Source organism: Flavobacterium panici (assembly GCF_903819335.1).
Classification (GTDB): domain Bacteria; phylum Bacteroidota; class Bacteroidia; order Flavobacteriales; family Flavobacteriaceae; genus Flavobacterium; species Flavobacterium panici.
This window is the reverse complement of sequence record NZ_CAIJDE010000046.1, coordinates 95,398-121,044: the sequence shown is the minus strand read 5'-3', so window position 1 is coordinate 121,044 and position 25,647 is coordinate 95,398. Positions and strand designations below refer to the sequence as shown.

General features: G+C 32.8%; 14 protein-coding genes and 1 tRNA gene. 9 read left to right on the top strand and 6 right to left on the bottom strand.

Going from position 1 to position 25,647, the window contains the following annotated elements; translation table 11 throughout:
• Nucleotides 1–103: 103 nt before the first annotated feature.
• Nucleotides 104–4,948 (bottom strand): RecQ family ATP-dependent DNA helicase, encoded by a 4,845-nt coding sequence (locus tag FLAPXU55_RS14500; RefSeq protein ID WP_180858610.1) that lies wholly within the window; start codon nucleotides 4,946–4,948, stop codon nucleotides 104–106.
• A gap of 337 nt (nucleotides 4,949–5,285) precedes the next feature.
• Here FLAPXU55_RS14500 and FLAPXU55_RS14495 point away from each other — a divergent pair, with 337 nt between their 5' ends.
• Together FLAPXU55_RS14495 and FLAPXU55_RS14490 are read left to right on the top strand one after the other, a co-directional pair.
• Nucleotides 5,286–7,298, top strand: coding sequence for a M13 family metallopeptidase (locus FLAPXU55_RS14495; protein ID WP_180858594.1), 2,013 nt, complete (start codon nucleotides 5,286–5,288; stop codon nucleotides 7,296–7,298).
• 44 nt (nucleotides 7,299–7,342) lie between these two features.
• A complete protein-coding gene (locus FLAPXU55_RS14490; RefSeq protein ID WP_053470562.1) occupies nucleotides 7,343–7,801 on the top strand; it encodes an RNA methyltransferase in 459 nt (152 codons plus the stop codon).
• Between the two features lie 96 nt (nucleotides 7,802–7,897).
• Here the strand turns inward: FLAPXU55_RS14490 and FLAPXU55_RS14485 are convergent, their stop codons facing one another.
• On the bottom strand, nucleotides 7,898–8,308 hold the full coding sequence (locus tag FLAPXU55_RS14485; protein WP_180858592.1) for a helix-turn-helix domain-containing protein: 411 nt from the start codon (nucleotides 8,306–8,308) through the stop codon (nucleotides 7,898–7,900).
• A 442-nt stretch (nucleotides 8,309–8,750) separates the two neighbouring features.
• Here FLAPXU55_RS14485 and FLAPXU55_RS14480 point away from each other — a divergent pair, with 442 nt between their 5' ends.
• From FLAPXU55_RS14480 to FLAPXU55_RS14470, 3 genes are all read left to right on the top strand, one after another.
• Nucleotides 8,751–8,936, top strand: coding sequence for a class IIb bacteriocin, lactobin A/cerein 7B family (locus tag FLAPXU55_RS14480; RefSeq protein ID WP_053470560.1), 186 nt, complete (start codon nucleotides 8,751–8,753; stop codon nucleotides 8,934–8,936).
• Nucleotides 8,937–9,205: 269 nt separating this feature from the next.
• A complete protein-coding gene (locus FLAPXU55_RS14475) occupies nucleotides 9,206–12,733 on the top strand; it encodes a T9SS type A sorting domain-containing protein (RefSeq protein WP_180858590.1) in 3,528 nt (1,175 codons plus the stop codon).
• 206 nt (nucleotides 12,734–12,939) lie between these two features.
• The gene (locus FLAPXU55_RS14470; protein ID WP_180858588.1) at nucleotides 12,940–13,680 is read left to right on the top strand and encodes an NERD domain-containing protein; all 741 of its coding nucleotides are present in this window, start codon (nucleotides 12,940–12,942) and stop codon (nucleotides 13,678–13,680) included.
• A gap of 55 nt (nucleotides 13,681–13,735) precedes the next feature.
• Here FLAPXU55_RS14470 and FLAPXU55_RS14465 read toward each other — a convergent pair.
• Nucleotides 13,736–13,808: transfer RNA gene (locus tag FLAPXU55_RS14465), tRNA-Met, on the bottom strand.
• A gap of 116 nt (nucleotides 13,809–13,924) precedes the next feature.
• On the opposite strand from FLAPXU55_RS14465, the gene era reads away from it, so the two are divergent.
• The 3 genes from era to der all read left to right on the top strand — a co-directional run bounded on the left by era (nucleotide 13,925) and on the right by der (nucleotide 17,138).
• Nucleotides 13,925–14,806, top strand: a complete 882-nt coding sequence (era, locus tag FLAPXU55_RS14460) for a GTPase Era (protein WP_053470550.1) — start codon at nucleotides 13,925–13,927, stop codon at nucleotides 14,804–14,806.
• Between the two features lie 136 nt (nucleotides 14,807–14,942).
• A complete protein-coding gene (locus tag FLAPXU55_RS14455; RefSeq protein ID WP_180858586.1) occupies nucleotides 14,943–15,539 on the top strand; it encodes a CHAP domain-containing protein in 597 nt (198 codons plus the stop codon).
• A 291-nt stretch (nucleotides 15,540–15,830) separates the two neighbouring features.
• Nucleotides 15,831–17,138 carry a ribosome biogenesis GTPase Der gene (der, locus tag FLAPXU55_RS14450; RefSeq protein WP_053470548.1) on the top strand — a complete coding sequence of 436 codons (1,308 nt, stop codon included), beginning with the start codon at nucleotides 15,831–15,833 and terminating at the stop codon, nucleotides 17,136–17,138.
• A 77-nt stretch (nucleotides 17,139–17,215) separates the two neighbouring features.
• On the opposite strand, the gene FLAPXU55_RS14445 is transcribed toward der, so the two are convergent.
• Nucleotides 17,216–19,087: a transthyretin-like family protein gene (locus tag FLAPXU55_RS14445; RefSeq protein ID WP_180858578.1), complete on the bottom strand. Its 1,872-nt coding sequence runs from the start codon at nucleotides 19,085–19,087 to the stop codon at nucleotides 17,216–17,218.
• A 341-nt stretch (nucleotides 19,088–19,428) separates the two neighbouring features.
• Here FLAPXU55_RS14445 and FLAPXU55_RS14440 point away from each other — a divergent pair, with 341 nt between their 5' ends.
• Nucleotides 19,429–22,191 carry an outer membrane beta-barrel protein gene (locus FLAPXU55_RS14440; protein WP_053470546.1) on the top strand — a complete coding sequence of 921 codons (2,763 nt, stop codon included), beginning with the start codon at nucleotides 19,429–19,431 and terminating at the stop codon, nucleotides 22,189–22,191.
• Between the two features lie 90 nt (nucleotides 22,192–22,281).
• Here the strand turns inward: FLAPXU55_RS14440 and FLAPXU55_RS14435 are convergent, their stop codons facing one another.
• Nucleotides 22,282–22,824 (bottom strand): hypothetical protein, encoded by a 543-nt coding sequence (locus tag FLAPXU55_RS14435; protein ID WP_053470543.1) that lies wholly within the window; start codon nucleotides 22,822–22,824, stop codon nucleotides 22,282–22,284.
• A 221-nt stretch (nucleotides 22,825–23,045) separates the two neighbouring features.
• Nucleotides 23,046–25,592 (bottom strand): TonB-dependent receptor, encoded by a 2,547-nt coding sequence (locus tag FLAPXU55_RS14430; protein ID WP_053470542.1) that lies wholly within the window; start codon nucleotides 25,590–25,592, stop codon nucleotides 23,046–23,048.
• Nucleotides 25,593–25,647 lie beyond the last annotated feature (55 nt).

Sequence of the window (25,647 nt, the reverse complement as noted above, 5' to 3'; positions counted from 1 at the left end):
TTTAAAAAAGAAATCAAAAATTTTCATGATAATCTCTTTCATTCTTTGTGGATGGAGTATATTTTCTTTGATGTAATCGATGTGTTTTCAATAAGTTTTCACCTTATTGTTCACTAATTTCAAAATAAAGTTCAGGTAAGATTATTTTGGTTTCCTGCGAAGCTCCTTCCTTATGCCAGTACAATATGAAATTTACTTTTATATTTTTTAGTTCATAATGTTTTGATTTCATTTCCTCAATTTTCTTAATAAATAACTTTGAGAATTTCAACACAGATTGTCCATTTGAATTTAAGCATTCATCATCCTTAACATATAACGTTTCTCCACACGCTAGTTGAGAAACTAAGATCTGTCTGTTAATAAAATAGTCTAACCAAATATCTTTAAAAGTGGCATGTACAGCAATTTTATCAGGAGCAGTGTAAAATTCAAAGTTGTCTATTTGTTCCAGATTATCTACAGTCAAATGATTGAGATTATTTGTATTTAAGTGAATGTTTAAATTGCGTTTAGCTCTGGTCATTGCTACGTATACTTGTCGTTTAGCTTCATCTGCAGCCAGATGAAAGTTTTCAAGTAAAAGAAATACATTATCAAACTCTTTTCCTTTGGCTTTATGAATGGTTGATACAAAAATTGTTTCACCATTTTCATTATAAAAATCCTCTAATTTAGATTCCCGAATTAAAACTTCTAAATCAGATTTGTACTTCTTATTAGGATTAGTGCTTTCAAAATCTTTGATGATATTCTGGCAAATCTCTAATTTGTTGCTGTTACGGAAGGTGTTAATTAGCTCTTGTTTAGCATTGTCCCAAATTTCATCACTGATGATGTAAATATCAGCTCCAACATTTATTTTATCTAGTAAAAACCGAACTTCAACAAGATTGTATAAACTAAAATCATCATTAGATTGAATTAATTTTGCCTTGATGCTATTTTTTAAAAGCATCCCTGTGACTTTTATAGCCTCTTCGTTAGTTTTTGTGAGTACGCATGTAGTTCCGGAAAGATCTGCGTTAACGATATCAGTTACAAGAGGCGTAATCAAATTGCTGCTTTGATATTTAACAACTTTGATTTTTCCATTATCGGTTTGATTAGCAATGATTGGTGTTTCTTTTAGGCGGTGTTGAATTTGTTGTACGAATTGATTCGAAAATGCAACCAGATTACTTTTACTGCGGTAATTTTCGACTAACTCATGTTTTACGGCCTTGTTATCATAAATGAATTGTTCAAGATATTTGGAACTTGCTCCCCTGAAATCATAAATATTTTGGTCATCATCTCCCACAGCAATAACCCTCATTTCTTCATTCTGCTCCATCAATGCATTTATAAGAGCAAACTCATCTGCATTCATATCTTGTGCTTCGTCAATTACTAAAACAGTCTTCGTAATTTTATTAGCCTCAACATCACCATTTTTAATTCTTTCAACCGTTGTGTTTAAAATATCCGCCGATTTTTCTAAAGTGCCAACTTTACCCAAAAGATCGAAACAGTAAGAATGAAATGTTTTAATTTCAATAAAGTTTGCTGCATTACCAATCAGTTTTAATAAACGCTTCTTAAATTCGACAGCAGCAGCCCTTGAAAATGTCAGCATCAGTAACTGCTCATGCTTAACATCTTCCATTAAAAGAAGCGAAGCCAGTTTATGCACTAATACCTTTGTTTTTCCGCTGCCGGGACCGGCAGCAACAACTATATGCTGAGTTTCATTATCATTAATAATCTTCAATTGTGTAGGGGAGAGCTCACCAAAAAGTTGTCTGAATTTTGCCGGTGTAATATTCCGCTTAATCTCATTTTGCCTGCTGCCTTTAAAATATTTGTTCAAAAATGAACCATAATTCAGTTGGAAATAATCTTCTACAAACTGAAGCGCGTTTCTGTAATCGGTAATCATTCTTTGGGCATATTCGCCTACAATGTGAATTTGCTGGACCTTGCTCTCGTAAAACTGGTTGAGCTTTTGATAATCGTCTTTAGTATATCTTTTTTTATTATCTTGTTCCGTTCGCTCAATCGTTAAGCTATTATAAACTACAAGAAAACCACCTTCTATCTTTATTGCCTCAATTCGTGAAAGATAGAACAAGGTATCTTCAATATCATAAATACTTATTTCTTTTTTGAAAAGGCTTAAGCTAGTATCATATGCAGTTTTTAGCTCATGTACCGAAAACTCCACCAAAGTCTCCTCTTTATTTGTTTGATCTTTTAATGTTTCGGTGATAGTTTTATCATAAAAAAAATCAATGATGAATGCTGCAAGTTCATGCCGCTTTTCAAGTTTATCTTTTAATAACTCTTTGTTTTGAAGGCAGAGAACAGCAATATGATTTCTGGCATGGTCTAAGTTTTTTCTTTTAATCCAGTTTTTAATAGACCAAAAGTTAATTATCGTTTTTAGTTTATTGGTGTTTATATCGTCACAGCCGTTTTTTTCAGCACCTTCGTTTAATTCCTTCAAATGAAAAGTACTTTCTTCTTCTTTAAAAACCGAAAGTAAAAAGTTTTCGATTTTGCTGTATGACTCGACTATTGAAAGAGAGCGGTTTTTATTATCTGCATTCTTTATAAAGGCAGTCAGGTCTTTAGCATCTGCCAGGATATTTTCCTCACGCAGTAAGTTTATCACATTAATGACTTCTTCTTTTACAATGCCCAAATGATCGCTAATGTAGTCTACTCTTGATTCTGGAGTTTCGTTGTTGGCCTGCTTTCTGCTTTTGCTTGAAAAGAGTTTCTTGATAATACGTACACCTTGCTCTTTTTGCTTTTCTTCAAATTTTTGCGAAGTGTTTATTTTATCAATGGCTTCCTGGGTATTTTTGGATAAAATACTGTTGGCAAAAACCTTCGGCATATTCTGCCCGCGTTTTAAATATCCTGCGTCTTCAAGGGCAGCAATTGCTGTAGTTACGCGTGTTTCTATTTCTACAACAGTATCATCCCAGCCTGCTTTTCGTGCGATTTCTAATGCAGAATTGGATACTTTAGAACGAAATCTTGTAATATTCTTTATCGCTTTCCACACCTGCTGGATTTCTTTAATGGAAAGTTTGGTCTGATTTAGCAGAATAAAATGCTTACTAAGATCTTCTTCGTTAAAAAGTACAAAACAATCAGCTGAAATATTTTCATCCCTGCCTGCACGTCCCGCTTCCTGCACATAGTTTTCAAGTGAATCTGAAATTTCATAATGAATGACCAAACCCACATCTTTCTTGTCCACTCCCATACCAAATGCAGAAGTGGCTACCATAATTTGTGTTTCACCACCTAAAAAGGAATTTTGATTCTCGGTTTTCTCCTGCTTATCCATTTTTCCATGGTATGGTTTTGCATTAAAACCATCTTTTGCCAGTTGCTCGGCAAGTTTATAAGCTTTGAGTGTTCTGGATACATAGATAATTGTGGGACAGTTTTTCTCTTCAATTAAATCTCTGACGGTCTGATATTTTTCATCTTCATTTTGCTTTTCAAAAACCTTATAGTGAAGATTAGTCCTCGAGGCTTTTGAAGTGAACACTTCAAGATCCAGCGATAGCTTTTCGCTAAAATAATCCCGGATATCTTCAATTACCTTTTGTTTTGCCGTTGCTGTAAAACAGGACACCGGTATGGCATCTTCAAGATTTTTCTTTTCCTGAATTAACTTTATAAAATCACCAATATATAAATAGTCAACCCTGAAATCTTGTCCCCATGATGAAAAACAGTGTGCTTCATCAATTACGAAACGGGCAACTTTTCGGCCTAAAATTAGTTTTTCGATAGTTTTTGAACGGAGAGATTCAGGTGAAATATAAAGAATAGAGGCAGAACCATCTTCAATTCTTTCAAATGATTTGGCTCTTTCAATAGGGTCTAATAGTCCATTAATAGTAACTGCTTCTGTTATTCCGTTTTTTTCAAGATTGTCAACCTGATCTTTCATTAACGACTGAAGCGGAGAAATTACGATGGTTAACCCTTTAGAGTTTTCAGCACTCATAAGTGCCGGAACCTGAAATGTAATTGATTTTCCGCCGCCAGTTGGGAAAACAGCCAGTACCGACTTGTTGTTAACAGCAGCCTTAACAGCTTTTTCCTGAAGCGGTTCACCACCATAAGTTCGGTAAAAATCAAAGCCAAAGAATTTTTTTAATCCTTTATAGATGTCAAGCGCGTTGTTACAGTAAATGCAGCCAGTTATACAAGGTTTGCTCCGTAATAACAGCATTATACGTTCCACATCGGGGTAGTTTTTAAGAACCCATGGAGGCGTAATGGAATGAACCTTTCTATGAATTATAAATGAATTAATCAGTGACAGGCAATATGCCAGTTCGATAGGATTTTCAGAAATTATTTTAGCTAAATCCGACTGTTCACAAATTTCACCACGGAATTTTAATCTAATCTCAGCTTCTGGATCAGAGCTTATATTTTTATAATTCACAAACCGAAAAAAAGCTCCAAACTCTTTGGTACGATTTAAAAGGAGATAAAAAATTTCCTTAAGTGTTTTATCCGTTTGCCAAAAAGCGGCAACTTCACTATTGAATAAATCTCTTGCTTTAATAGAATCGTTTAACGGGTTGTTTGTGTCTTCAGTCTGAAGTTTATCATCTTTTAATAAGGAATGGTAAGGCTTAGTTGGAAATAACAAAGGAGATAAATGTAAAGTGTCAATTATGTTTGAAGGGTTAATACCAGCATCATAAATTGCTTTGCCTATATATTTTATATCGTGATTTAAAATGTTATGTCCGCATATATAATCGCCACCTTTGAGGAATTGGACAAAATCCCCTAAAGATGCTTTATGAAATTGATTACCGTTATCTTTAATTGCTCCTATATCAAGGATTTTGCCTTTTGCTGGTTCAATTTCGGTATCAATGAAGGTAATTAAACGGGTTTTATTTTGTTCATCTATTAGCATTAAACTCAATAAGATTATGTTTTGGTTTTTTATTAAGATGTAAAGACGCAAATATTTAAAGGCGAGGATGATAGATAGCTAATTTAGGGTTTAATTTCTAAATTTGAAATAGTTTAAATAAGATTTTTTATGTTAAATGAATTTAAGAGATGGATATAGGTCCTCTCAATAATAAGTTTAATAAATAAGCTTCAGAGAAATCTGGAGCTTTTTTATTGCAGGAACCATTCTAACAAAAACTTTAGAATTAAAAACTGAATTCGTATATTGTTCTTCTAAAATTAAAATAGTTGCCTTCAAACTTTTTCAGTTCATTTTAATAGAAATCATCTAGATTATGAAAAAAACATTAATGCTCTTTATTGCAATCTTAGCTTTTACAGCGTGTTCAAAACATCAAGAAAAGAAAAATGTTGCTATCACCGGAATAGATTCTACATTGCGGCCTGGTAATGACTTTTTTAAATATGTAAATGGCAAATGGTATGATTCTGTATCAATACCAGCATCTCAAGCAGGAGTTGGTGCTTACATGTTTATGAATTTTCCACAACGAATGCGCCTGCAGGGAATACTGGATAGTGTTTCGAAAAGCAAAAATGCAACAGGAAGTATAGCACAAAAGGTGGGAGATTTTTATGCATCTGGTATGGATACTGTAACTATTGATAAACGCGGTTATAAGCCAATTAAACCTTTGTTGTCTAAAATTGAAGCAATTAACGATTTGCCGTCATTAATGAACTTTGTAGTTAATGAAGTAAAAGTGGGCAATTCTTCTATTATAGGTTTTACAGTCACACCCGATGATAAAAACAGTAAAATGAACATTGCTCAACTTTATCAAACGGGCATCGGATTGCCAGACAGGGATTACTATTTCAAGTCAGATTCATCAACTGTTGCCATACAGGAATCATACAAAAAATATCTTACAGCCTTATTTCAACAAACAGGAGGCAATGCACAAGAAGCTAAAAAGAATGCTGATTTAGTTTATGATATTGATAAAAAACTTGCAGTTTCGCATAAAACAAAAGTTGAACTTAGAGATGTGCAGGCAAATTATAATAAAATGGCTGTGGCAGATCTTGTAAAAAAACATCCCAACATAAACTGGACTGCTTTTTTAAATAATTTAGGTGCTAAAACCGATTCTATTAATGTTGGCCAGCCTGCTTATTATGATGTCCTAAATAAACTTTTAAAAACCATTCCCATTGATAATTGGAAAATTTATCTGAAAGCAAATTCTCTGGAACGATATGCAGATGATTTAAGCAAACCTTTTGTAGATGCTTTATTTGAGTACACCAAAGTGCTTTCTGGTCAGGCTGTTCAAAAATCACGCGGTGAAAAAATGGCTAATGTCATTGATAATTATTTAGGCGAAGCGCTTGGTGAATTGTATGTGAAGAAATATTTTTCTGAAGATGCCAAAAAACGAATGTTGGTTCTCGTGAATAATTTGCAAAAAGCCTATGCCAAAAGAATTGATAAATTAGAATGGATGAGCCCTATTACAAAACAAAAGGCTAAAGAAAAATTGTTTGCCATTACTAAAAAAATAGGATATCCAGATAAATGGAGAGATTATAGTAATGTACAAATAGGCAGAGATACCTATTTTGAGAATATGGTTTCGGCTTCTAAAGCCGCATATCAATTTCAATTGGCAAAATTGGGTAAACCAGTCGATAAATCAGAATGGTATACTACAACCCCAACAGTTACAGCTTATAATAATCCTACTGCAAATGAAATTGTTTTTCCTGCAGGTATTTTACAAGCCCCATATTTTGATAATAATGCAGATGACGCACTTAATTATGGAGGAATTGGAATGGTTATAGGTCATGAAATAACGCATACTTTTGATGATCAGGGTGCTCAATATGATAAAAATGGAAACCTGAAAAACTGGTGGACAAAAGAGGATTATGCACAGTTTAAGTCAAGAATACAACAGGTTATTAATTTGTACAATACCTATACTGTTTTAGGAGATTTACATATTAATGGAGCAATGACAGTTGGAGAAAACACGGCAGATATTGCCGGAATAGCAGTTGCTTATGATGCTTTTAAAATGACCGAACAAGGAAAAGGAAACACAAAAATTGATGGTTTTACTCCAGACCAACGCTTTTTTATTTCTATAGCTAAAATATGGAGAGTAAAAATGAAAGACGAATTTCTGCGTTTGTGGATTAACAATAACCCACATTCGCCGCCAAATTGGCGCGTTAATGGCCCTCTAATGAATACTACACCTTTTTACAACGCATTTAATGTAAAACCTGGAGATAAAATGTTTTTGGCAGAGAAAGACAGAATAACGATTTGGTAATAATCTCGTTTCTGGAAATATTTAAAGTTTGTACTTTTGCCATTATGAATGATAACTTTATAAATGAATACTTTGGCATAGGAATTCAAAATGGTAAAACACCTGAAAATTTGGGAGTTTTATGGCGATCAGCTCAAAATATGGGTGCTACTTTTATATTTACCATTGGTAATCGATATGCAAAACAAGCATGTGATACTCATGATGCAGTAAAAGCAATCCCTTATTTTCATTATGAAACTTTTGAGGCTTTCTTTGAAAATTTACCTAAAGGTGCCAGATTGGTTGGTGTAGAATTAGCAGAAAAATCTTCTGATTTAGAAACTTTTGAACATCCAAGAAGATGTGTTTATTTATTAGGGGCAGAAGATCATGGATTGTCTAAAAAAGCAATGGATAAATGTCATCATTTGGTGAAATTTAAATCAGAAAAAAGTCTAAACGTAGCCGTGGCAGGAACTATTATTATGTATGACAGAAATTTGTCAAAACCACGTTCTTAAAACAAAAAGCTTCAGAGAAATCTGAAGCTTTTTTTATTTATTATATGTGTGATACTAAACTCAAATTTCACTTGAATTAATATCTTTTTGTAAAGTTTATTTATCGTTTAATAATTTCTCTAAAACCTTAATATGTTCATCTTTGGTTTTTAAAAGTTCCGAATTTAAACGTTTAATTTCCTCTAAAGCTTCGATCCATTTTTCTATTGGATTTACATTAAATGTTGGACTATGTCCTGCATTCAAATAGGCTCCATTATCAAATGTATTTGAAATAATATTAATCGCCTGTTCTTCATCAAAATTCTGAAAAGCTTCAACTGGAATTTTCAAAACTGCAGAGATTTGTTTCAACAGATTTTCTTCAATTACATCTTTCTGCTCCAGTAAAGAAATTTTCTTTTGGTTCCATTCTTCGCCCAAATCATAAGCTAATCCTTCCTGTTTTATGTTAAGCATTTCTCTGAAACGTTTTACGTTTCTTCCCTGATGTATTTTCTGTTCCATAATGAGTGTCAATTTTTCTAAAGGCTCAAAGACAAAGCCGTTTCAGATTAAAAATCCTGAGTTTCAAAGATAAAAAAATATCCCGTAAATATTTCTTTTGTCAGATATTATAACCAAATCTGTAATATTTTATTCATTTGAAAAGAATGTATTCTTAGAAGGTATTTTGATTTAAATAATTGAACAAAAGCTGCAAAATGAGGTAAGTCCGTAAAAAATCAATATTTAGATAAGATATATTCGTACAATGTAAGTTTCCCCTAAGAAATAACCATAACTGAATTAAAATATTTTCTAAATGATTTTTCAGAAGAAGAAGCATTTGAGAAGAGATTTAGTTCAATTTATAAAATATAGAAAAAATTCTTGCGCGAGGATAGACAAAAATCCCAAGTGTCTTTAAATGATTGGGGTATTAACTAAATTTTTAAAACCTTAGATTATGTTAAAAAAAATTTTAAAATTAAACGGAGCTCAAGAATTATCTAAAGATGAGCTAAAAGCGGTAAATGGTGGAATAACAGAAATTTGCGTTAAAGGGATTGCAAGCGGACTGGCCATTTTAAAAACTGGACCATGTCCTCCAAATTATCCTCTAGAGGGTGGAGGATGTTGCTTCGCAGATTAATAATTAATTTGCAAAAAAATATTGATTGTAAGACATGGAAAATTTAAGAGATTAAGCTACCCCATACAAAGGCAGTTAAATTTTCAAACAAAAAACTTAAACTAATGCTCTTACTTTGTTGATTGTATAATGATATACTATCTTCAATATTTATATTTTTTAAGAAGAGAGGAACTTATTTCCTCTCTTTTTATTTCTTTAACAGTTTACGTAAGATATTAGTTAATATTCTATACATTTGATGCATTAATTTAACAAAAATTTTGCCTATGAAACTAAAGCTACTCTTTATACTATTTTTGGCTAGCGTATCTTCCTTTGCCCAATACACCCTGATCCCCGATTTGTATTTTGAAGCAGAACTAATCCGTCAGGGAATTGATTCCGGCGTACCGGATGGTAAAGTTTTGACTTCAAATATAAACACCCGGACTACTTTGAATGTTAGGGGAGTAAGTCTCATTACCGATTTAACCGGAATTCAGGATTTTACTGCTTTGAAATCTTTGCTTTGTGATACCAATCAATTAACTTCTTTAGATGTTTCTAAGAATACTGCTTTAACATACTTGAGTTTTGGAGACAATTACTTAACGACTATAGACGTTTCTAAGAATACTGCTTTAACAGAGTTACGTTGTTATCATAATCTATTAACAACTTTAGATGTTTCTAAGAATCCGGCTTTAACAATTTTACATTGTTATGAGAATCAATTAAAGGCTTTAGATGTTTCTAAGAATCCGGCTTTAACATACTTAGATTGTTCTGACAATGAATTAACGGGACTGAATTTGAAAAATGGAAATAATTCTAAATTATCGACAAATAGTTCCTTTAATGCTAATAATTTAAGTTGCATTCAGGTAGATAATGTGGCTTATGCTAATGCAAATTGGGCTTCAGCCAAAGATCCTCAGGCAAGTTATAGTTTAGATTGCTCAATTGTTGTTCAATACACTCTTATTCCTGATGTTAATTTCGAAAAAAAGTTAATTCAACTTGGTTATGATTTTGGAACTCCTGACGGAAAAGTTCCAACATCTAAGATTTCCGGAGTAACGACTTTAAATATTTCCGGTAGTTCTATTACTAATTTAACAGGAATTCAAGATTTTGCGGCTTTACAGCAATTAGATTGCAGCAATAATCAATTAACGGCTTTAGATTTTTCTAAGAATATTGCTTTAACAAATTTAAGTTGCAATTCTAATAAATTAACAACTTTAGATGTTTCTAAGAATGTTGCTCTAACCTATTTATATTGTTATTCTAATAAATTAACAACTTTAGATGTTTCTAAGAATACTGCTCTAATATATTTACATTGTTATGAGAATCAATTAAAGGCTTTAGATGTTTCTAAGAATACTGCTTTAAGATATATAGACTGTAGTTCAAATCAATTAACGAGTTTAAATTTGAAAAATGGAAACAATACTAATGTTAGTTCCTACAATTTTACAAACAACCCTAATTTAAGTTGTATTCAGGTAGATAATGATTATTATTCTAGTAACAGTTGGAAGTCATATAAAGACGCTACGGCAAGTTATAGTAAAGACTGCCTAGCTTCCACCCTTATTCCTGATGTGAATTTTGAAAAAAAGTTAATCTCTTTAGGAATTGATACCGGAACGGTTGATGGACAAGTGCCAACTTATAAAATAAACAGATTAACTTCTTTGGATATTTCTAATAGTTCTATTATTAATTTAACTGGTATTCAGGATTTTACGGAGTTAAATACATTGAATTGCAGCGGTAATCAGTTAACGGCATTAGATCTTTCTAAGAATAAGCTTGTAAATTCTTTAAACTGTAGTTCAAATCAATTAACCAGTTTAAATTTAAAGACTGGAACTAATACTTATTTAAGCATCAGAAACTTTAAAAACAACCCTGATTTAACTTGTATTCAAGTAGATAATGTTGCTTATTCTGCTGCTAACTGGGCTAGTTCAAAAGATCCTGTTGCAGGATTTAGTACAGATTGCTCAGCTGTTGTTCAATACACGCTTATTCCTGATGCGAATTTTGAAAAGAAACTAATCGCTCTTGGTATTGATACCGATGGTACAAACGGAAAAGTGTCAACAGCGAGTATTTCGTCATTGACTTCTTTGGATGTCACATATAGTAAAATTACTGATTTAACCGGAATTCAAGACTTTGCGGCTTTAAAGATTTTAAAATGTTTTGAGAATCAATTAACGAGTTTAGATGTTTCTAAAAATAATGTACTGGAAGAATTATATTGTTCCGAAAATCAATTAACGGCTTTAGATGTTTCTAAGAATGTTGCTCTAGAATCTTTATTTTGTGGAAAAAATCAATTAACAGCTTTAGATGTTTCTAACAATACAGCTTTACGAGCTATATCTTTTTATAATAGTCAACTAACAAATTTGGATGTTTCTAAAAATACTGATTTAAGATATTTGGATTGTAGTTCAAATTTATTATCTAATTTGGATGTTTCTAAGAATACAGTTTTGTCAGCTTTTTATTGTTATTCAAATTCATTAACTAATTTGGATGTTTCTAAGAATCTTACTTTACTAGATTTGAGATGTGATACAAACCAATTAGCGAATTTAGATGTTTCCAACAATACTGCTTTAGATATTTTAAGTTGTGCTCAAAATCAATTAATTAATTTAAATGTTTCCAATAATAAAGCTTTGACATACTTAAATTGTAGTTATAACTTATTGACAAGTTTAAATTTAAAGAACGGAAATAATGTTAAAATGAGCGGTAATAACTTTACAAACAATCCTAATTTAAGTTGTATTCAGGTAGATAATGTTGCTTATTCTAATGCCAATTGGGCTGCAAAGAAAGATGCTACGGCAAGTTATTCTGATAATTGTTCTGGTGCTGTTGCAGTTAGTAGCGCGTTTGAAGACCAATTAATCGCTTTAGGAGTTGATACAGATGGCAAAAACGGTTCTGTTTTGCTGGCGAGTATAACAAATATAACTAGTTTAGATGTATCCAATTCTAATATTACCAGTTTGTCAGGAATCGAATATTTTTCAAAACTAGAAACCTTAAAATGTCAAGGAAATTTATTGACTTCAATAAATGTGTCTTCTAACTTGGCACTGAAATATTTAGATTGTTCAAAAAATCTACTATCGACTTTAGATGTTTCTAAAAACACCCAGCTTACAGAATTGTATTGTGATGGTATCGTAACAACTAGTAAAAAAATCAATGCCAAAACCAGCGCTGCTAATCAACTAACGGTCTTAGATGTTTCTAAAAATGTATTGTTGACTAAATTGAGTTGTTCTAACAATTTAATAGTAAGTTTAGACCTTTCTAAGAATACGCTGCTTACAGATGTAAATTGTTCCAATAATAAATTGACTTCTTTGAATTTAAATAATGGAAACAATAGCAAACTGGTCAACGTTAATTTCAAAACGAATGCTTCACAATCCTGTATTCAGGTAGATGATGTTGCTTATGCTAATGCCAATTGGTCAACAGCTAAAGATGCAACAGCAATTTATTCGAAAACAGCTTGTACTTTAGGGATCGAAGATCTGGTTTTTGAAAAACTCGCCGTTTACCCTAATCCTACCAAAGGAGAATTACACATTGATAACATTGTGTTAGAAAAAGCAAGCGTGTACGATGTATTAGGAAAGTTGGTGACAACTACGAAATTTACTAATGGTTCAAACACTAATAGCATCAATTTATCAGGATTCCCAAAAGGAATTTATTATGTGTATTTAGAAAGTGAAGGATCTACTCTTGTTAGAAAAATAATAATTAAGTAAATTAATAAGCATATAAGTTAAAACCACATTTTCATTCGTTTGAAAATGTGGTTTTTTATTTTTTATCAAACTTACAAAACTTCCAGATTTCTCTGAAGCTTTTTACTTAGTAGCGCGAAGCATTCAAATATTTAGCCGATTAATTGTTAGTTAATAATATTCCTTTAATTTTATATTAAGTGTAACTTAATTGAGACTAGGACTTTATGGAGTTAATTTTGCTAATTGTAATTTTTTTAATAGCTTTTAGTTTTGGTTTTTATAAGGCAAAAATTAAAGGAATAATTGGAGAGAAAACGGTTTCTTCAATATTACATTTTTTAAATAAGTCAGATTATAAAATCATCAATAATGTTATTTTAAAAAAAGGAGAATTTACAACTCAAATAGATCATGTAGTAATCTCTAGTTTTGGAATATTTGTTATTGAAACAAAAAATTATAAAGGATGGATTTTGGGATATGAAAACTCGGAATATTGGACTCAAGTAATATATAAATACAAAACGAAGTTTTATAATCCTATTTTTCAAAATGCAGGACATATACGAGCCTTAAAAACCTGTCTAAAGGAATACGGCGATTTCGAATACATATCTATTATTGTTTTCTCGACAAAAGCCGAAATAAAAATAGATACCAACATAGATGTTATTAATATGCATCGCCTTTTAAGTACAATTAAAAAGTACTCTGCTGTAAATCTCTCAGAAGACGATAAGGAAAAGATTTTTGAAAAAATTAATGCTTCTAATTTAATTGATTCTTTTAAGAAACAAGATCACATTAATTCTATTAAAAAGAGAATTGACAATCGAGAGAAAACAATTCATGAGAAGAAATGTCCAAGATGCGGTAACAATTTAGTAGAACGAAAAGGAGAATTCGGAAGATTTTTGGGATGCAAATCATATCCAAAATGTAAATTCACAAAAAAATTATTGTAAACGAAAGTACTCTAAAACAAAAAAGCTCCAGATTTCTCTGAAGCTTTTGTCTTAGTAGCGGGAACAGGACTCGAACCTGTGACCTTCGGGTTATGAGCCCGACGAGCTGCCTACTGCTCTATCCCGCGATGTTTCGGGTGCAAAGATACGTCGATTTTTGAGAATTCCAACGAAAATTTTAAAAAATGTTTTATTTTCTGTATTAACTTGATATGACTACCTTTGCAAAATAAATAATACGCAAATGTCACATAAAGCAGGTTTTGTAAACATAATCGGGAATCCAAATGTTGGAAAATCGACACTAATGAATGCCTTTGTTGGAGAAAGATTATCCATCATAACATCAAAAGCACAAACAACACGTCATAGAATCTTGGGAATCGTAAATGGCGAAGATTTTCAAATGGTACTTTCAGATACTCCCGGAATTATAAAACCGGCTTATGAAATGCAGGAGTCGATGATGAACTTCGTGAAATCGGCTTTTGAAGATGCTGATGTTTTAATTTACATGGTCGAAATAGGGGAGCAGAACTTAAAAGACGAAGATTTCTTCAATAAAATCTTTTATGCTAAAATTCCCGTTTTACTATTGCTGAATAAAATCGACAATTCAAATCAGGAACAATTAGAAGAACAGGTTGGTTTTTGGAAAGAGAAACTGCCAAACGCTGAAATTTTCCCAATCTCGGCTTTGCAGAACTTTAATGTTCCGGAAGTTTTTGGACGAATTATCGAATTACTTCCAGAATCTCCACCTTATTATCCAAAAGATCAATTAACAGATAAACCGGAACGTTTCTTTGTAAACGAAACAATTCGTGAAAAAATCTTATTGAATTACAGTAAAGAGATTCCGTATGCCGTAGAAATTGTAACAGAGGAATTTCATGAAGACGAGAAAATTATCAGAATCCGTTCTGTAATTATGGTCGAACGCGATACACAAAAAGGAATCATCATCGGACATAAAGGTGCAGCACTAAAGAAAGTTGGAACCGAGGCCCGTGCCGATTTAGAGAAATTCTTCGGAAAACAAATTCACATCGAACTTTACGTAAAAGTGAACAAAGACTGGAGAAGTAATGCGAATATGCTGAAACGATTTGGTTATAATCAATAATCTAGTTTGGTCGTGTCCCTCCGGGGTCGGGCTATCCGTTGCAATCTTTTGTTCCATTTCATTTCACAAAAGGATTTCCACTTCTATCCCTCACGCTAACAAAATTAATAAGAACTTTGATTTTATAAGAAAATAAATGAAAGTTAAAAAGACCGTTCTCATCATTATTTCAGTCTTAGCTTTAGGTTATGCAGGATTAAAAGCTATCAAGAAAATAAACCTAAATTCAGATTATAAAACAGGACAATCTCTGGATAGTTTGAATGGGGTGAAAGTCTATTATAATGGCGGTGTAGATCATGTTTCCGGAAGAAATGTTACAAAAGATAATTACAATTTAGGGCTTAAATATCAATGTGTTGAATTTGTAAAACGATATTATTACGAATATTACAATCATAAAATGCCCGATGCTTATGGTCATGCAAAAGATTTTTATGATTCGAAAGTTAAAGATGGTGATCTGAATTCAAAGAGAAATTTAATTCAATATACAAATCCAAGTAAAAAGAAACCTGAAGTTGGAGATTTGGTAATTTTTTCAGGATCATTATTAAATAGATTTGGGCATGTTGCCATAATTTCTAGCGTTTCTGAAAATGAAGTTGAAATTATTCAACAAAATCCCGGGCCTTTTAGTGATTCGAGAGAAACAATTACTTTAGAATTTCAAAAAGGAAACTACAAAATAGAAAATGAAAGGCTGTTAGGCTGGTTAAGAAAAGAAAAATAATTTGTAATAAACTTTTTCTGAAACCGTAAAGCCCTAGCCCTGATAGAAGTGGAAATCCTTTTGTGACGCTTCTTTAGCGGAACAAAAGATTGAAACGGATAGCAGGAAACAGCTTCAAAAAATATTAAGAAAAACAATAAAAACTTAGGTACTTAGAAACTTATTAGCTTAGGAGCTTTTTTTAACTACCTTTGCAAAAAATTAAAATAAAGCATTTTGGATTACAGATGGTTAGGTTTTTAGGAAGCTGAAAATCTAAAATCTAAAATCCAAAATCTAAAATTCAAAAAAATGAATAACATTGTTGCGATAGTAGGAAGACCTAATGTAGGGAAATCAACCCTTTTTAATAGGCTGATACAAAGAAGAGAAGCTATTGTAGATTCAGTATCTGGGGTTACCCGTGATAGAAACTATGGTAAAAGCGAGTGGAACGGAAAAGAGTTTTCTGTGATTGATACGGGTGGATACGTTCGCGGATCTGATGACGTATTTGAAGGTGAAATCCGTAAACAAGTAGAACTTGCTATCGACGAAGCCGATGTTATTATTTTTGTTGTTGATGTAGAAGAAGGTATTACACCAATGGATGAAACAGTTGCAAAGTTGCTTCGTAAAGTAACAAAACCAGTTTTATTGGCTGTAAACAAAGTAGATAACGCAATGCGTGAAAAAGATGCGATTGAGTTTTATAATCTTGGTTTAGGAGATTATTTTACTTTCGCAAGTATTTCAGGAAGCGGAACAGGAGATTTATTAGATGCTTTAATTGATGCTTTTCCAGAAAAAGAACCTGTTGAGGTTACAGAAGAATTACCCCGTTTTGCAGTTGTAGGACGTCCTAATGCTGGAAAATCTAGTTTTATCAATGCCTTAATTGGTCAGGATCGTTATATTGTAACTGATATTGCAGGAACAACACGTGATGCAATTGATACAAAATTTGACCGTTTTGGTTTCGAATTTAACTTGGTTGATACTGCGGGAATTCGTCGTAAAGCAAAAGTTAAGGAAGATTTAGAGTTTTACTCTGTAATGCGTTCTGTAAGAGCAATTGAGCATGCTGACGTTTGTATATTAGTAATCGACGCAACTCGTGGTTTTGAAGGACAGGATCAAAGTATTTTTTGGCTGGCAGAGAAAAACCGTAAAGGTGTTGTAATCTTAGTAAACAAATGGGATTTAGTTGAAAAAGATACCATGTCAAGCCGCGATTACGAAGAGAAAATTCGTAAAGAATTAATGCCTTTTACTGATGTGCCAATTTTATTCGTTTCGGCTTTAACAAAACAACGTTTATTGAAAGCTTTAGAAGCTACAGTTCAGGTTTTTGAAAGCAGAAAACAAAGAATTGCAACTTCAAAATTCAACGAATATATGTTGAAAGTAATTGAAGCTTATCCGCCGCCGGCGACAAAAGGAAAATATGTAAAGATTAAATATTGCATGCAATTGCCAACGCAAACACCTCAATTTGTGTTTTTTGCCAATATGCCGCAATACGTTAAGGAACCATACAAAAGATATCTGGAAAATAAAATTCGTGATAACTGGGATTTTTCAGGAGTTCCAATCGATATTTATATCAGAGAGAAATAGATTTTCAAAAATCTTTGCCATAATAAAAAAGCAGTATTTCAATTCGAAATACTGCTTTTTTGATTTACAAAATGATTTTAAACATCATAAAAGAATAATTGTTCCAATGGTGTTCCGCCATCAGAATCGCCATAATCACCATTATGTTTTCTGGTTGACGAAAACAGTTTTAATGTATACGTACAACGCGTCATGTCTGCAGGAGGATTGTTCAGCTGCGAACTATTGTTGGTTCTTTCATCAACTGCCGGAAGTGTATTGATTACTCCATCCAGAATGTCTCTTTCAACCGTATGACTATTGTTGTTTAAATGCAGACTGCAGCCTGCTAAATACGGATGATAAACAGTATATCGCCCATGAATTGTTCCGCTTATTGGGCTGCAAAGACTGCTTTCGTCTAATTCCTTAATAGATAATTTTCTATATATAGGATTATTATTCATCACGACAGAATTCAATGTTTTTCCGTTTCCGCCAATAACACCAAAATTATTAGAAGGCTTGTCGATCACTTCTCTGATTTCAAATCTGATAGCAAATTTTTCTAACGGAATTTTACTTCCCGCAGGAATATTTTGTCCGGCATTAATGCTGTTTGCCGGAATACTCGGAGCTGTTGTAAGTGCTGTAGTATTTAGCGAAATCAGCGTATCTTCTTCAATAATATTATAAAGTGCTAAATCGGCAGGAGTTAATCCCACGGCAATTAAAGTTCTTTCAATAGCATGATTGACATCAAACCAGCCTTCGGCATCAAAATCACTTTGGTCGCTCCAAACAAAAATATCGTTAAGAATAAAAGAGAAAACTTTACGGGTTAGTTTAGAAACTATGCTTGAAGTAAATAATCCAGGAGTTACTCCAACAATTTTGGTAAAATTAGATTCTGGTAAACTAACCGTATTATTTGGTGCCGTTGTATCGCTCACTCTAAAACGATATTCGATTGGGTTTCCTGAACCTGATCTCAGTGCAGCTTGTCCCGTTAATCGTATAACAGAGTATAAAACGTTTTTACCAGATCCGGCAAAACCATCAGCATCAAAATCATAAGAGCTTGAACCGTAAGACGAACTAAAAGCAGCTCCAATTCCTGTCCACGCACTTGGGAAATTAGGATCATTTGGATCTACGACATTCACATCAGAACATAAATTGACACATAAGCAAAAACCAACATTTTTGCGTGCATCAGCTTTGGTTTCGTCAACTAATTTTGTACCGCCTAATTCCGCTTTAAAATAAACATCTGGCCCGCTCTGGAAGGAAAGAAAACTAGGATCTGTTTCTATGTTAATCCAAGGCGATAAAAATGTCTTTTTAAAATCGGCCGAAGTATAATCAATTCTAAAATGCCCGTTTGAATCTGTTGTTGCTGTTCCTAAATTATCATCGGTAAAAAAATCAGCATCCATTGCCGTAACTTTTGCATTAGCAATTGGTTTATTAGTCTGACAGTTCATTAAATGTCCGCAGATAACCCACGCATCAAAAAAATGTCCGCGAATATAGCACCACCATTTATAAGCAATTGCATATTCCCATCTGTGTTTTTCATCTTTGGCCTGTTTTTCAAGCTCTAAACGCATTGAGAAAGTTGTAATATGCAGCTGTACTATTTCATCTCTTTTTGGTTTTGGATGTTTTGGCGGCACAGTCCCGCACACAAAATCAATATCGAAGCTTGCATCAAGATGGTTTTCACTAACTTCAATTTGAAAATTACCTTCTGCATCTGTTTTTGCTTTATACACAAGTAATTCTGCTCTTTGTTTTGCTTCTTCTTTTGAAACAAAACGAAATGTTTCTTTTACATTTGAGGCCGCATTTGCAGTAGAATTAGCATTTCTGTATGGGTGATAAATTAAAATTTCTACTTCAGATACGGCTTCAAGACAATCTTCACATACATATCCTCTTAAGGAGCCTTTAAAAATATTTCTCATGGTAATTGGTTTTAAGTTGCCTACTCTTATCAGTTTTCGACTTTTCTGTCATACTCTGTTTTAGGATTTTCTGAATTCTCCTTTATTGTTGTCGCAAAGTTTTTGTATTTTGATGAAATAGAAGTAAGGCTTAATACTGTTTTTAAAAGGGCAGTTTTACCCTTTTTTGAAGGGTTTAAAATATTGAAAATCAATAATTTATTTATTTGTATAAAGCTTTTGATATATTTTTTGTTACCTTAATAGAAGCTAAAATGGCATACTATTTGAATAAATGTAAAAACTACAATTAAACCTTTTTGCTTTTATGTAGTCTAATCATCTAACTAACCAAATTTTTTATGACTAAGATTTATTCATTTCTTTCGTTTTTCTTCCTTTTTGTCTTTACAGCCCATTCGCAGAATGATATTACTATTAGAGGGGCAATTTTAGATGTTAATACCCAATTGCCGCTTGAAATGGCAACTGTTTATTTCACCACAATTAAAGATTCTACTGTTATTGAATATGCCACCACAGATAAAAACGGTGCTTTTAGAATGGATATCAAAAAATATGATAAACCTGTATTTTTGAAGGTAAGTTATATGGGATATCAAACCTATTTTGAAGAATATAAAGGACTTACAGAAAGCAAAGATTTCGGTAAAATATACATGCTTGAAAATGTAAACGCCTTAAATGATGTTGTTATTAAAACAGAAGCAGCGCCCATAACAATCAAAAAAGATACTTTAGAATTTAATGCGGCGTCTTATAAAGTCCGTCCGGATTCTAATGTCGAAACTTTACTAAAGCAATTGCCCGGATTTGATGTCGATAATGATGGAAAAATTACCGTTAATGGGCGAGAGGTCAATCAGGTTTTAGTAAACGGAAAGACCTTTTTTGATAAAGACGGAGCCATTGCGATTAAAAATTTACCTGCAGATATTATAAAAAAGATTCAGGTTTCTGATTTTAAAACCAAGAAAGAAGAACTGGCAAAACAAGAATCTACTTCAGATTTTTCGAGTATTAATATTACTATTGATGAAAAGAAAAACAAAGGATATTTCGGGAAAATAATGGGCGGTTACGGCACAGATGATCGTTATGAAGCCAATGTAAACCTGAATTATTTTAATAATAAACAAAAAATAAGCTTGCTGGCTTCTTCCAATAATATCAACGCAACCGGATTTTCTATGGATGATGTTTTTGATAATATGTCGGGCGGGAGAAACAGCAGCGGAAGAGGTGGAAGTACAAGTTCTGGCGGAAGCGGGAAGGGAATTACACAGTCAAATTTAGTGGGACTTAATTATTCTGATGACTGGACGAAAAATCTGCTGGCAATGGGAAGCTATAACTTTTCGAATACCATTAATAATAACGACAGCAAATCAAACCAGCTTAGTTTTTTGCCAACCGGAAATATTATTACAGAAGCCGAGTCTAAAACAAGAAACGAAAGTACCGGGAATAATGTCAATTTTGAATTAGAATATAAAATTAATCCAAGTATGCGTATTGTGGTGGCGCCTAAGCTGAATCAATCGCGCACAAACAGCAATTCGACTTCATCAAGTTCTTCTGAAGATGAAAACGGAAATGCATTAAACGAAAGCAATTCTAAATCATATTCTGAAAGTGATAATTTTAATTTTGGCAACACAATCAACTTTAATAAAACTTTTGAAAAGAAATCCCGAAATCTAAGTTTTGTATTTACTAATAATAATACAAGTACGGATTCTAATGGTTTGAATCTTTCTGAAACAATTTTCTATCAGGACAATCAGCCAAATGATGAAAGAAATCAGACTACAAAAAAGAAAAACAGCAGTGATGCTTATTCTGCAGATATCGAGTATACAGAACCCATAACCGATTCTTTAAGAGTAAGATTTGGATCTGATTTTGATTGGAATACTAGCGTAAATGATGAAAAGACTTTTAATTTCAATCCTGATACACAAGAATATAGTGACTTGAATTTGTCTTTAAGTAATTATACAAGTTCTGTACAAAATTCAGTTACGCCAAAAGTTGGAATTACGCTGCAAAAAAACAAGTTTACATTAAATCTTGACAGCCGAACTTCAATCGTAAATTTTGATAATCATTCGTTATATTTAAATAATGCGACAGATTTAAATAAAAAATATGCATTGCCATTTGCGACAGCCATATTTAGATACAAGTTTACGCGTTCTAAAAATTTATCACTTAAATATGATTATTCAAACGCATTGCCGTCTGCAACGCAGTTAATGCCTGTTGTAAACCTTAACAATCCGCTAAATACAATTGTTGGAAATCCTAATTTGCATCCGGTTGAAAAAAGTAGTGTAAATTTTAATTTCAAAAATTACGATTTCCGTTCACGTTCCGGTTACAGTTTATATTTAAAAGGAGATTATTATGATAATGATATCGTGTCGACTTCTATTTATGACGAAAGCGGAAAAAGAAATACAACGTATGTAAATATTTCCGGCGTTTACAATGCCTCTATTGGTGCAAATTGGAATCAGTCGGTAAAAAGCGGAGCACATACTTTACGATACGGTTTAGGATTAAACGCAGGGTATTCTTTTGACAAAGGATTTACAAATGCTGTTTTATACAATGCAAAATCAACTTCGATTACTCCAAAAGTTTATATGTCATACGATTATGGAGAAATATTGACTATTGCGCCATCTTATAATTTATCATACAATCAGTCGAAATATGAAAATTATTCAAGAGATGCAACCTCAAATGTGGTTCACCGAATCAATTTACAGACGACAACGTACTGGCCGGAAAATTTAATCTTCGGAAATGATTTTGGATATACTTATAATTCGAATATTTCCGGCGATTTCAAAAAAGATTTCTACCTATGGAACACCAGTTTATCATACGGATTCTTTGATAAAAAACTATATGCAAAAGTAAAAGTGTATGATGTTTTAAATCAAAATTTAAGTGCTACACGAACCATTTCTGCAACCGCAATTCGCGATGAAGAAAATACTGTTTTAAGACGTTACGTTATGTTTTCCCTGGCTTATAAAATAGGAAACTTTACAGGTTCTGAAAAAGGAGGAAAGAGAAGACAGAGAGAGTAGGTTTTTTTGAGGTTCAGAGGCTCAAAGAGACAAAGGTTCAAAGGAACATAGAATAGAAAAAATCCTAAATCTAAAATCTAAAATCTAAATCTAAATTGTAGAACAATATTTGGAGTCGAAAACGATAACTTTACTATTTAAGTTTAAAAAAGATTCCAGCTGCGGTATGATTTCCATTTCTAAAAAACGTACTTCGGGATTGGATTTATTTTCGTTTTTGATGCGGGCTGTTAATTTGATCTTTTTAATTTTAGTACTGTCCTTAGAAGTAAGAACATAATGATAACTCATTGCTCCGGATTTTGTGACAATATCTATTACATTGTTAAGTGAAATCACTTTCTTTTTACCCCGCAGCGTAATTTTGTACAAAGCGTTTTCGGTTTTATCAAAAATAAATGTTTTTTTATTTTTAATCATGAATTTATAAATGCCATTAAAAATTAAAACAGCACTTATAAAAATAGAGATAATAAATCCGATTTTGAAATCACTTAAGTGTGATAAAATAAATCCGGAAGCCAAAACTAAAATTCCCGATATGCATTTTAAAATGATATTTGATTTTACATACCAATAAGGACTATATGACATTTGACTCGCTGAAACTGTGAAATTATAGTAATTCTGCATTTAGTATTCTCTTTATATTGTTGATTATCTTTTAGCTAGAAGAAAAATCATTGCTACGAAATACTAAATTCACTGTTTGGGACTAAAACGAAAGTCTTTGTAAGTTTTTAAAATAACAGTTTAAGGTAATTTATGCTTTGAAGAAACATTTTGCAAAAAAAAACGAGATACGTTTTACCGTATCCCGTTAATTAGTTTTTAGTTTTAATTTTTATTTATTCTTATAAGTTGTATTTCAATGTGATTCCGTAAGTTCTTTGATCACCTAATACACCAGCATATTGTCCTGCGTTACCTCCTGCAGGCAATAACTGCTCATAATAATCTTTGTTTAAAAGGTTACGTCCCCAAAAGTGAACAGATAAACCTTGAGATGCACGGAAACCTAAACGAGCATTAAAAATGGCATATCCCGGAACAACTAAATATTTTGAAGCCGAAGGGCTTGAAGAAAATTCAGAACGAGCGTAAGAATCAATAGCAAGGAAAACTTTTCCTGCGTTTCCAAAGAATCTTGCACTATCAGAAAGCTCTCCGCCTAAAGATCCTGCCCATCTCGAAGCACCCGGAAGATTAGTTCCAGAAACATCTTTGAAAGATACCGGAGCTCCGGTTTCTTCTAACGGAAGCGGTGCATTAGTGAATTTTTCATAAATAGCATCTGTATAAGTTGCAGCACCATTTATCGTTAAATGTGAACTTACAACAAAACTTGCATCTAATTCAACACCTTGTACACGTACTTTATCTGCATTAGCAAGATAACCACGGTTTACACCCAATTCAGCAGCCTGGACGTTAGTTTGAAAATCTTTAATGTCTGTTTTAAACGCAGCAATATTGAAGATTGAATTTTTGAAAGGAGAAGTTTTTACCCCAACTTCATAATGATATACTTTTTCAGGTCTAATAACCGCAAGATCTAATAAAGGAGCACCTTTAGAATCTGTTGGAAGTCCCGCAACGTTTACACCAACCGGTTTGTAGCTTTTTGCAAAAGTTCCGTAAGCATTGATTCTGTCATTTGCTTTAAAAGTAACCGTTATGTTTCCAGAAAAGTCAGTATTATCAGTACTTGAATCAAATGCCTGATCAGAATAAACTAATTTTTTCAAAGCTAACAATGCCGGATCAGTAGTTTGTAAACCTCCGTATGTTGTACGAGCGTAGTGCGCGTCTTTTTTATCAAAGTTATATCTTAAACCTGGTAAAACGTGTAACCAATCTGTAATTGCCCAGTCAATTTGTCCAAATACCGCAGCACTCGAAGCTCTGATTCTTGCATCAGTTTTAATTCCGTATCCTTCAAAAAGACCCGGAGTTTTCCATAATGCGCTTGTAGTACTTTGAGAGAATCTCCATTGTGCGTTTCCAGATTCTTCAGTTCCATCAGTTTGAGATGTTTGATCGATAAAGAATACTCCGGCAACACCGCTAATTTTTGATGTTAACTGCCCTGCGTAACGAACCTCTTGTGTAATTTGAGTTTGTCTTGTTGGGTTTTGAGATTTAGCCAATACTTGTAATCCTGTAAAATCCCTGTCATTTGATGGATCCCAGTTCCAAAAACGCCATGCAGTTGTAGAAGTAAGAGTTCCGCCTCCAATTTTTGTATCAACATTTAAAGATAAACCTCCCATATCCTGATTTGAACGCCACGGTGTATCCTGATCAATTCTACGATCAAATGCATTTTGGCTAGGAAGCTGATAATTTAAATCTTTAATAATAGCATCAAACTGACGGTAAGCAGCTCTTTGAGTTGGAGCAACACCAGCAACAACTTGTGCATATCCATCAGGACGCTGTGTTGTAATATCAGCAGCAAATATAACGTTAGTATTTACAGTTGGAGTCCAAAGTAATTGACCTCTAATACCTTGATTGTTTAATGTATTGGTAGATCTTCCGGTTGCAACATTATCAACTAAACCATCACGTGATGTACCTGAGAAAGATAATCTACCTGCTACTTTGCTTCCTAAAGCACCCGTAACAGAAGCTTTTGCCTGCAGGAAAGAATAATTTCCGTAGCTCACTTCAAAGTCAGCGCCTGAAGTAAAACTTGGTTTACGAGTTGTAATATTGAATGCTCCGGAAGTTGTATTTTTTCCGAATAAAGAACCTTGCGGACCACGTAAAACCTCGATTTGTTCTACGTCGATAAAGTCAAGAGTTGTTGCAGCCGGACGAGCGTAATAAACACCGTCAACATAAAATCCAACTCCCGGATCGATACCGTCATTTGTTAATCCGAATGGAGAACCTAAACTTCTAATGTTGATTCCAGTATTTCTTGGATTTGAAGAATAAAGCTGAACCGAAGGAACTAATTCCTTAATACGGTTTACGTTAAAAGCTCCGGTTTGTTCTGCCTGTTTTCCTGTAATAACAGAAATTGCAATTGGCACATCCTGAACTTTTTCAATTCTTCTTCTTGAAGAAACCACAACTTCAATAAGTTCGTTTTCTTCTTTAAGCAAAACCTGAATTGGATTTACAGGGATTGAAGTAACTTCAATTTCAGATGTTGTATAACCTACATACTGAATTAAAAGTGTTAATGGCAATCTTCCTTTTGAATCGATTGTAAATTTACCGCTGTTATCTGTAACGGCACTTGTTGTAGTTCCTTTAATTACCACGTTTACGGCTTCTAAAGGGATATTTTCGCTTGTTGTAACAACACCTTCAATGTTTTGTGCAAATGAAATAGAGAAGGTTAAAAAGAATAAAATTGTAAGTATATTTTTAGTAGAATTTTTCATGTTTTATAGTAAGTATATATGATTAGTAGAATTTAAAATAAAATTTTTTTAAATC

Coding starts and splice junctions, on each gene's coding strand:
- FLAPXU55_RS14500 (WP_180858610.1), bottom strand. CDS start 4,948: ATGCTAATAGATGAACAAAATAAAACCCGTTTAATTACCTTCATTGAT.
- FLAPXU55_RS14495 (WP_180858594.1), top strand. CDS start 5,286: ATGAAAAAAACATTAATGCTCTTTATTGCAATCTTAGCTTTTACAGCG.
- FLAPXU55_RS14490 (WP_053470562.1), top strand. CDS start 7,343: ATGAATGATAACTTTATAAATGAATACTTTGGCATAGGAATTCAAAAT.
- FLAPXU55_RS14485 (WP_180858592.1), bottom strand. CDS start 8,308: ATGGAACAGAAAATACATCAGGGAAGAAACGTAAAACGTTTCAGAGAA.
- FLAPXU55_RS14480 (WP_053470560.1), top strand. CDS start 8,751: ATGTTAAAAAAAATTTTAAAATTAAACGGAGCTCAAGAATTATCTAAA.
- FLAPXU55_RS14475 (WP_180858590.1), top strand. CDS start 9,206: ATGAAACTAAAGCTACTCTTTATACTATTTTTGGCTAGCGTATCTTCC.
- FLAPXU55_RS14470 (WP_180858588.1), top strand. CDS start 12,940: ATGGAGTTAATTTTGCTAATTGTAATTTTTTTAATAGCTTTTAGTTTT.
- era (WP_053470550.1), top strand. CDS start 13,925: ATGTCACATAAAGCAGGTTTTGTAAACATAATCGGGAATCCAAATGTT.
- FLAPXU55_RS14455 (WP_180858586.1), top strand. CDS start 14,943: ATGAAAGTTAAAAAGACCGTTCTCATCATTATTTCAGTCTTAGCTTTA.
- der (WP_053470548.1), top strand. CDS start 15,831: ATGAATAACATTGTTGCGATAGTAGGAAGACCTAATGTAGGGAAATCA.
- FLAPXU55_RS14445 (WP_180858578.1), bottom strand. CDS start 19,087: ATGAGAAATATTTTTAAAGGCTCCTTAAGAGGATATGTATGTGAAGAT.
- FLAPXU55_RS14440 (WP_053470546.1), top strand. CDS start 19,429: ATGACTAAGATTTATTCATTTCTTTCGTTTTTCTTCCTTTTTGTCTTT.
- FLAPXU55_RS14435 (WP_053470543.1), bottom strand. CDS start 22,824: ATGCAGAATTACTATAATTTCACAGTTTCAGCGAGTCAAATGTCATAT.
- FLAPXU55_RS14430 (WP_053470542.1), bottom strand. CDS start 25,592: ATGAAAAATTCTACTAAAAATATACTTACAATTTTATTCTTTTTAACC.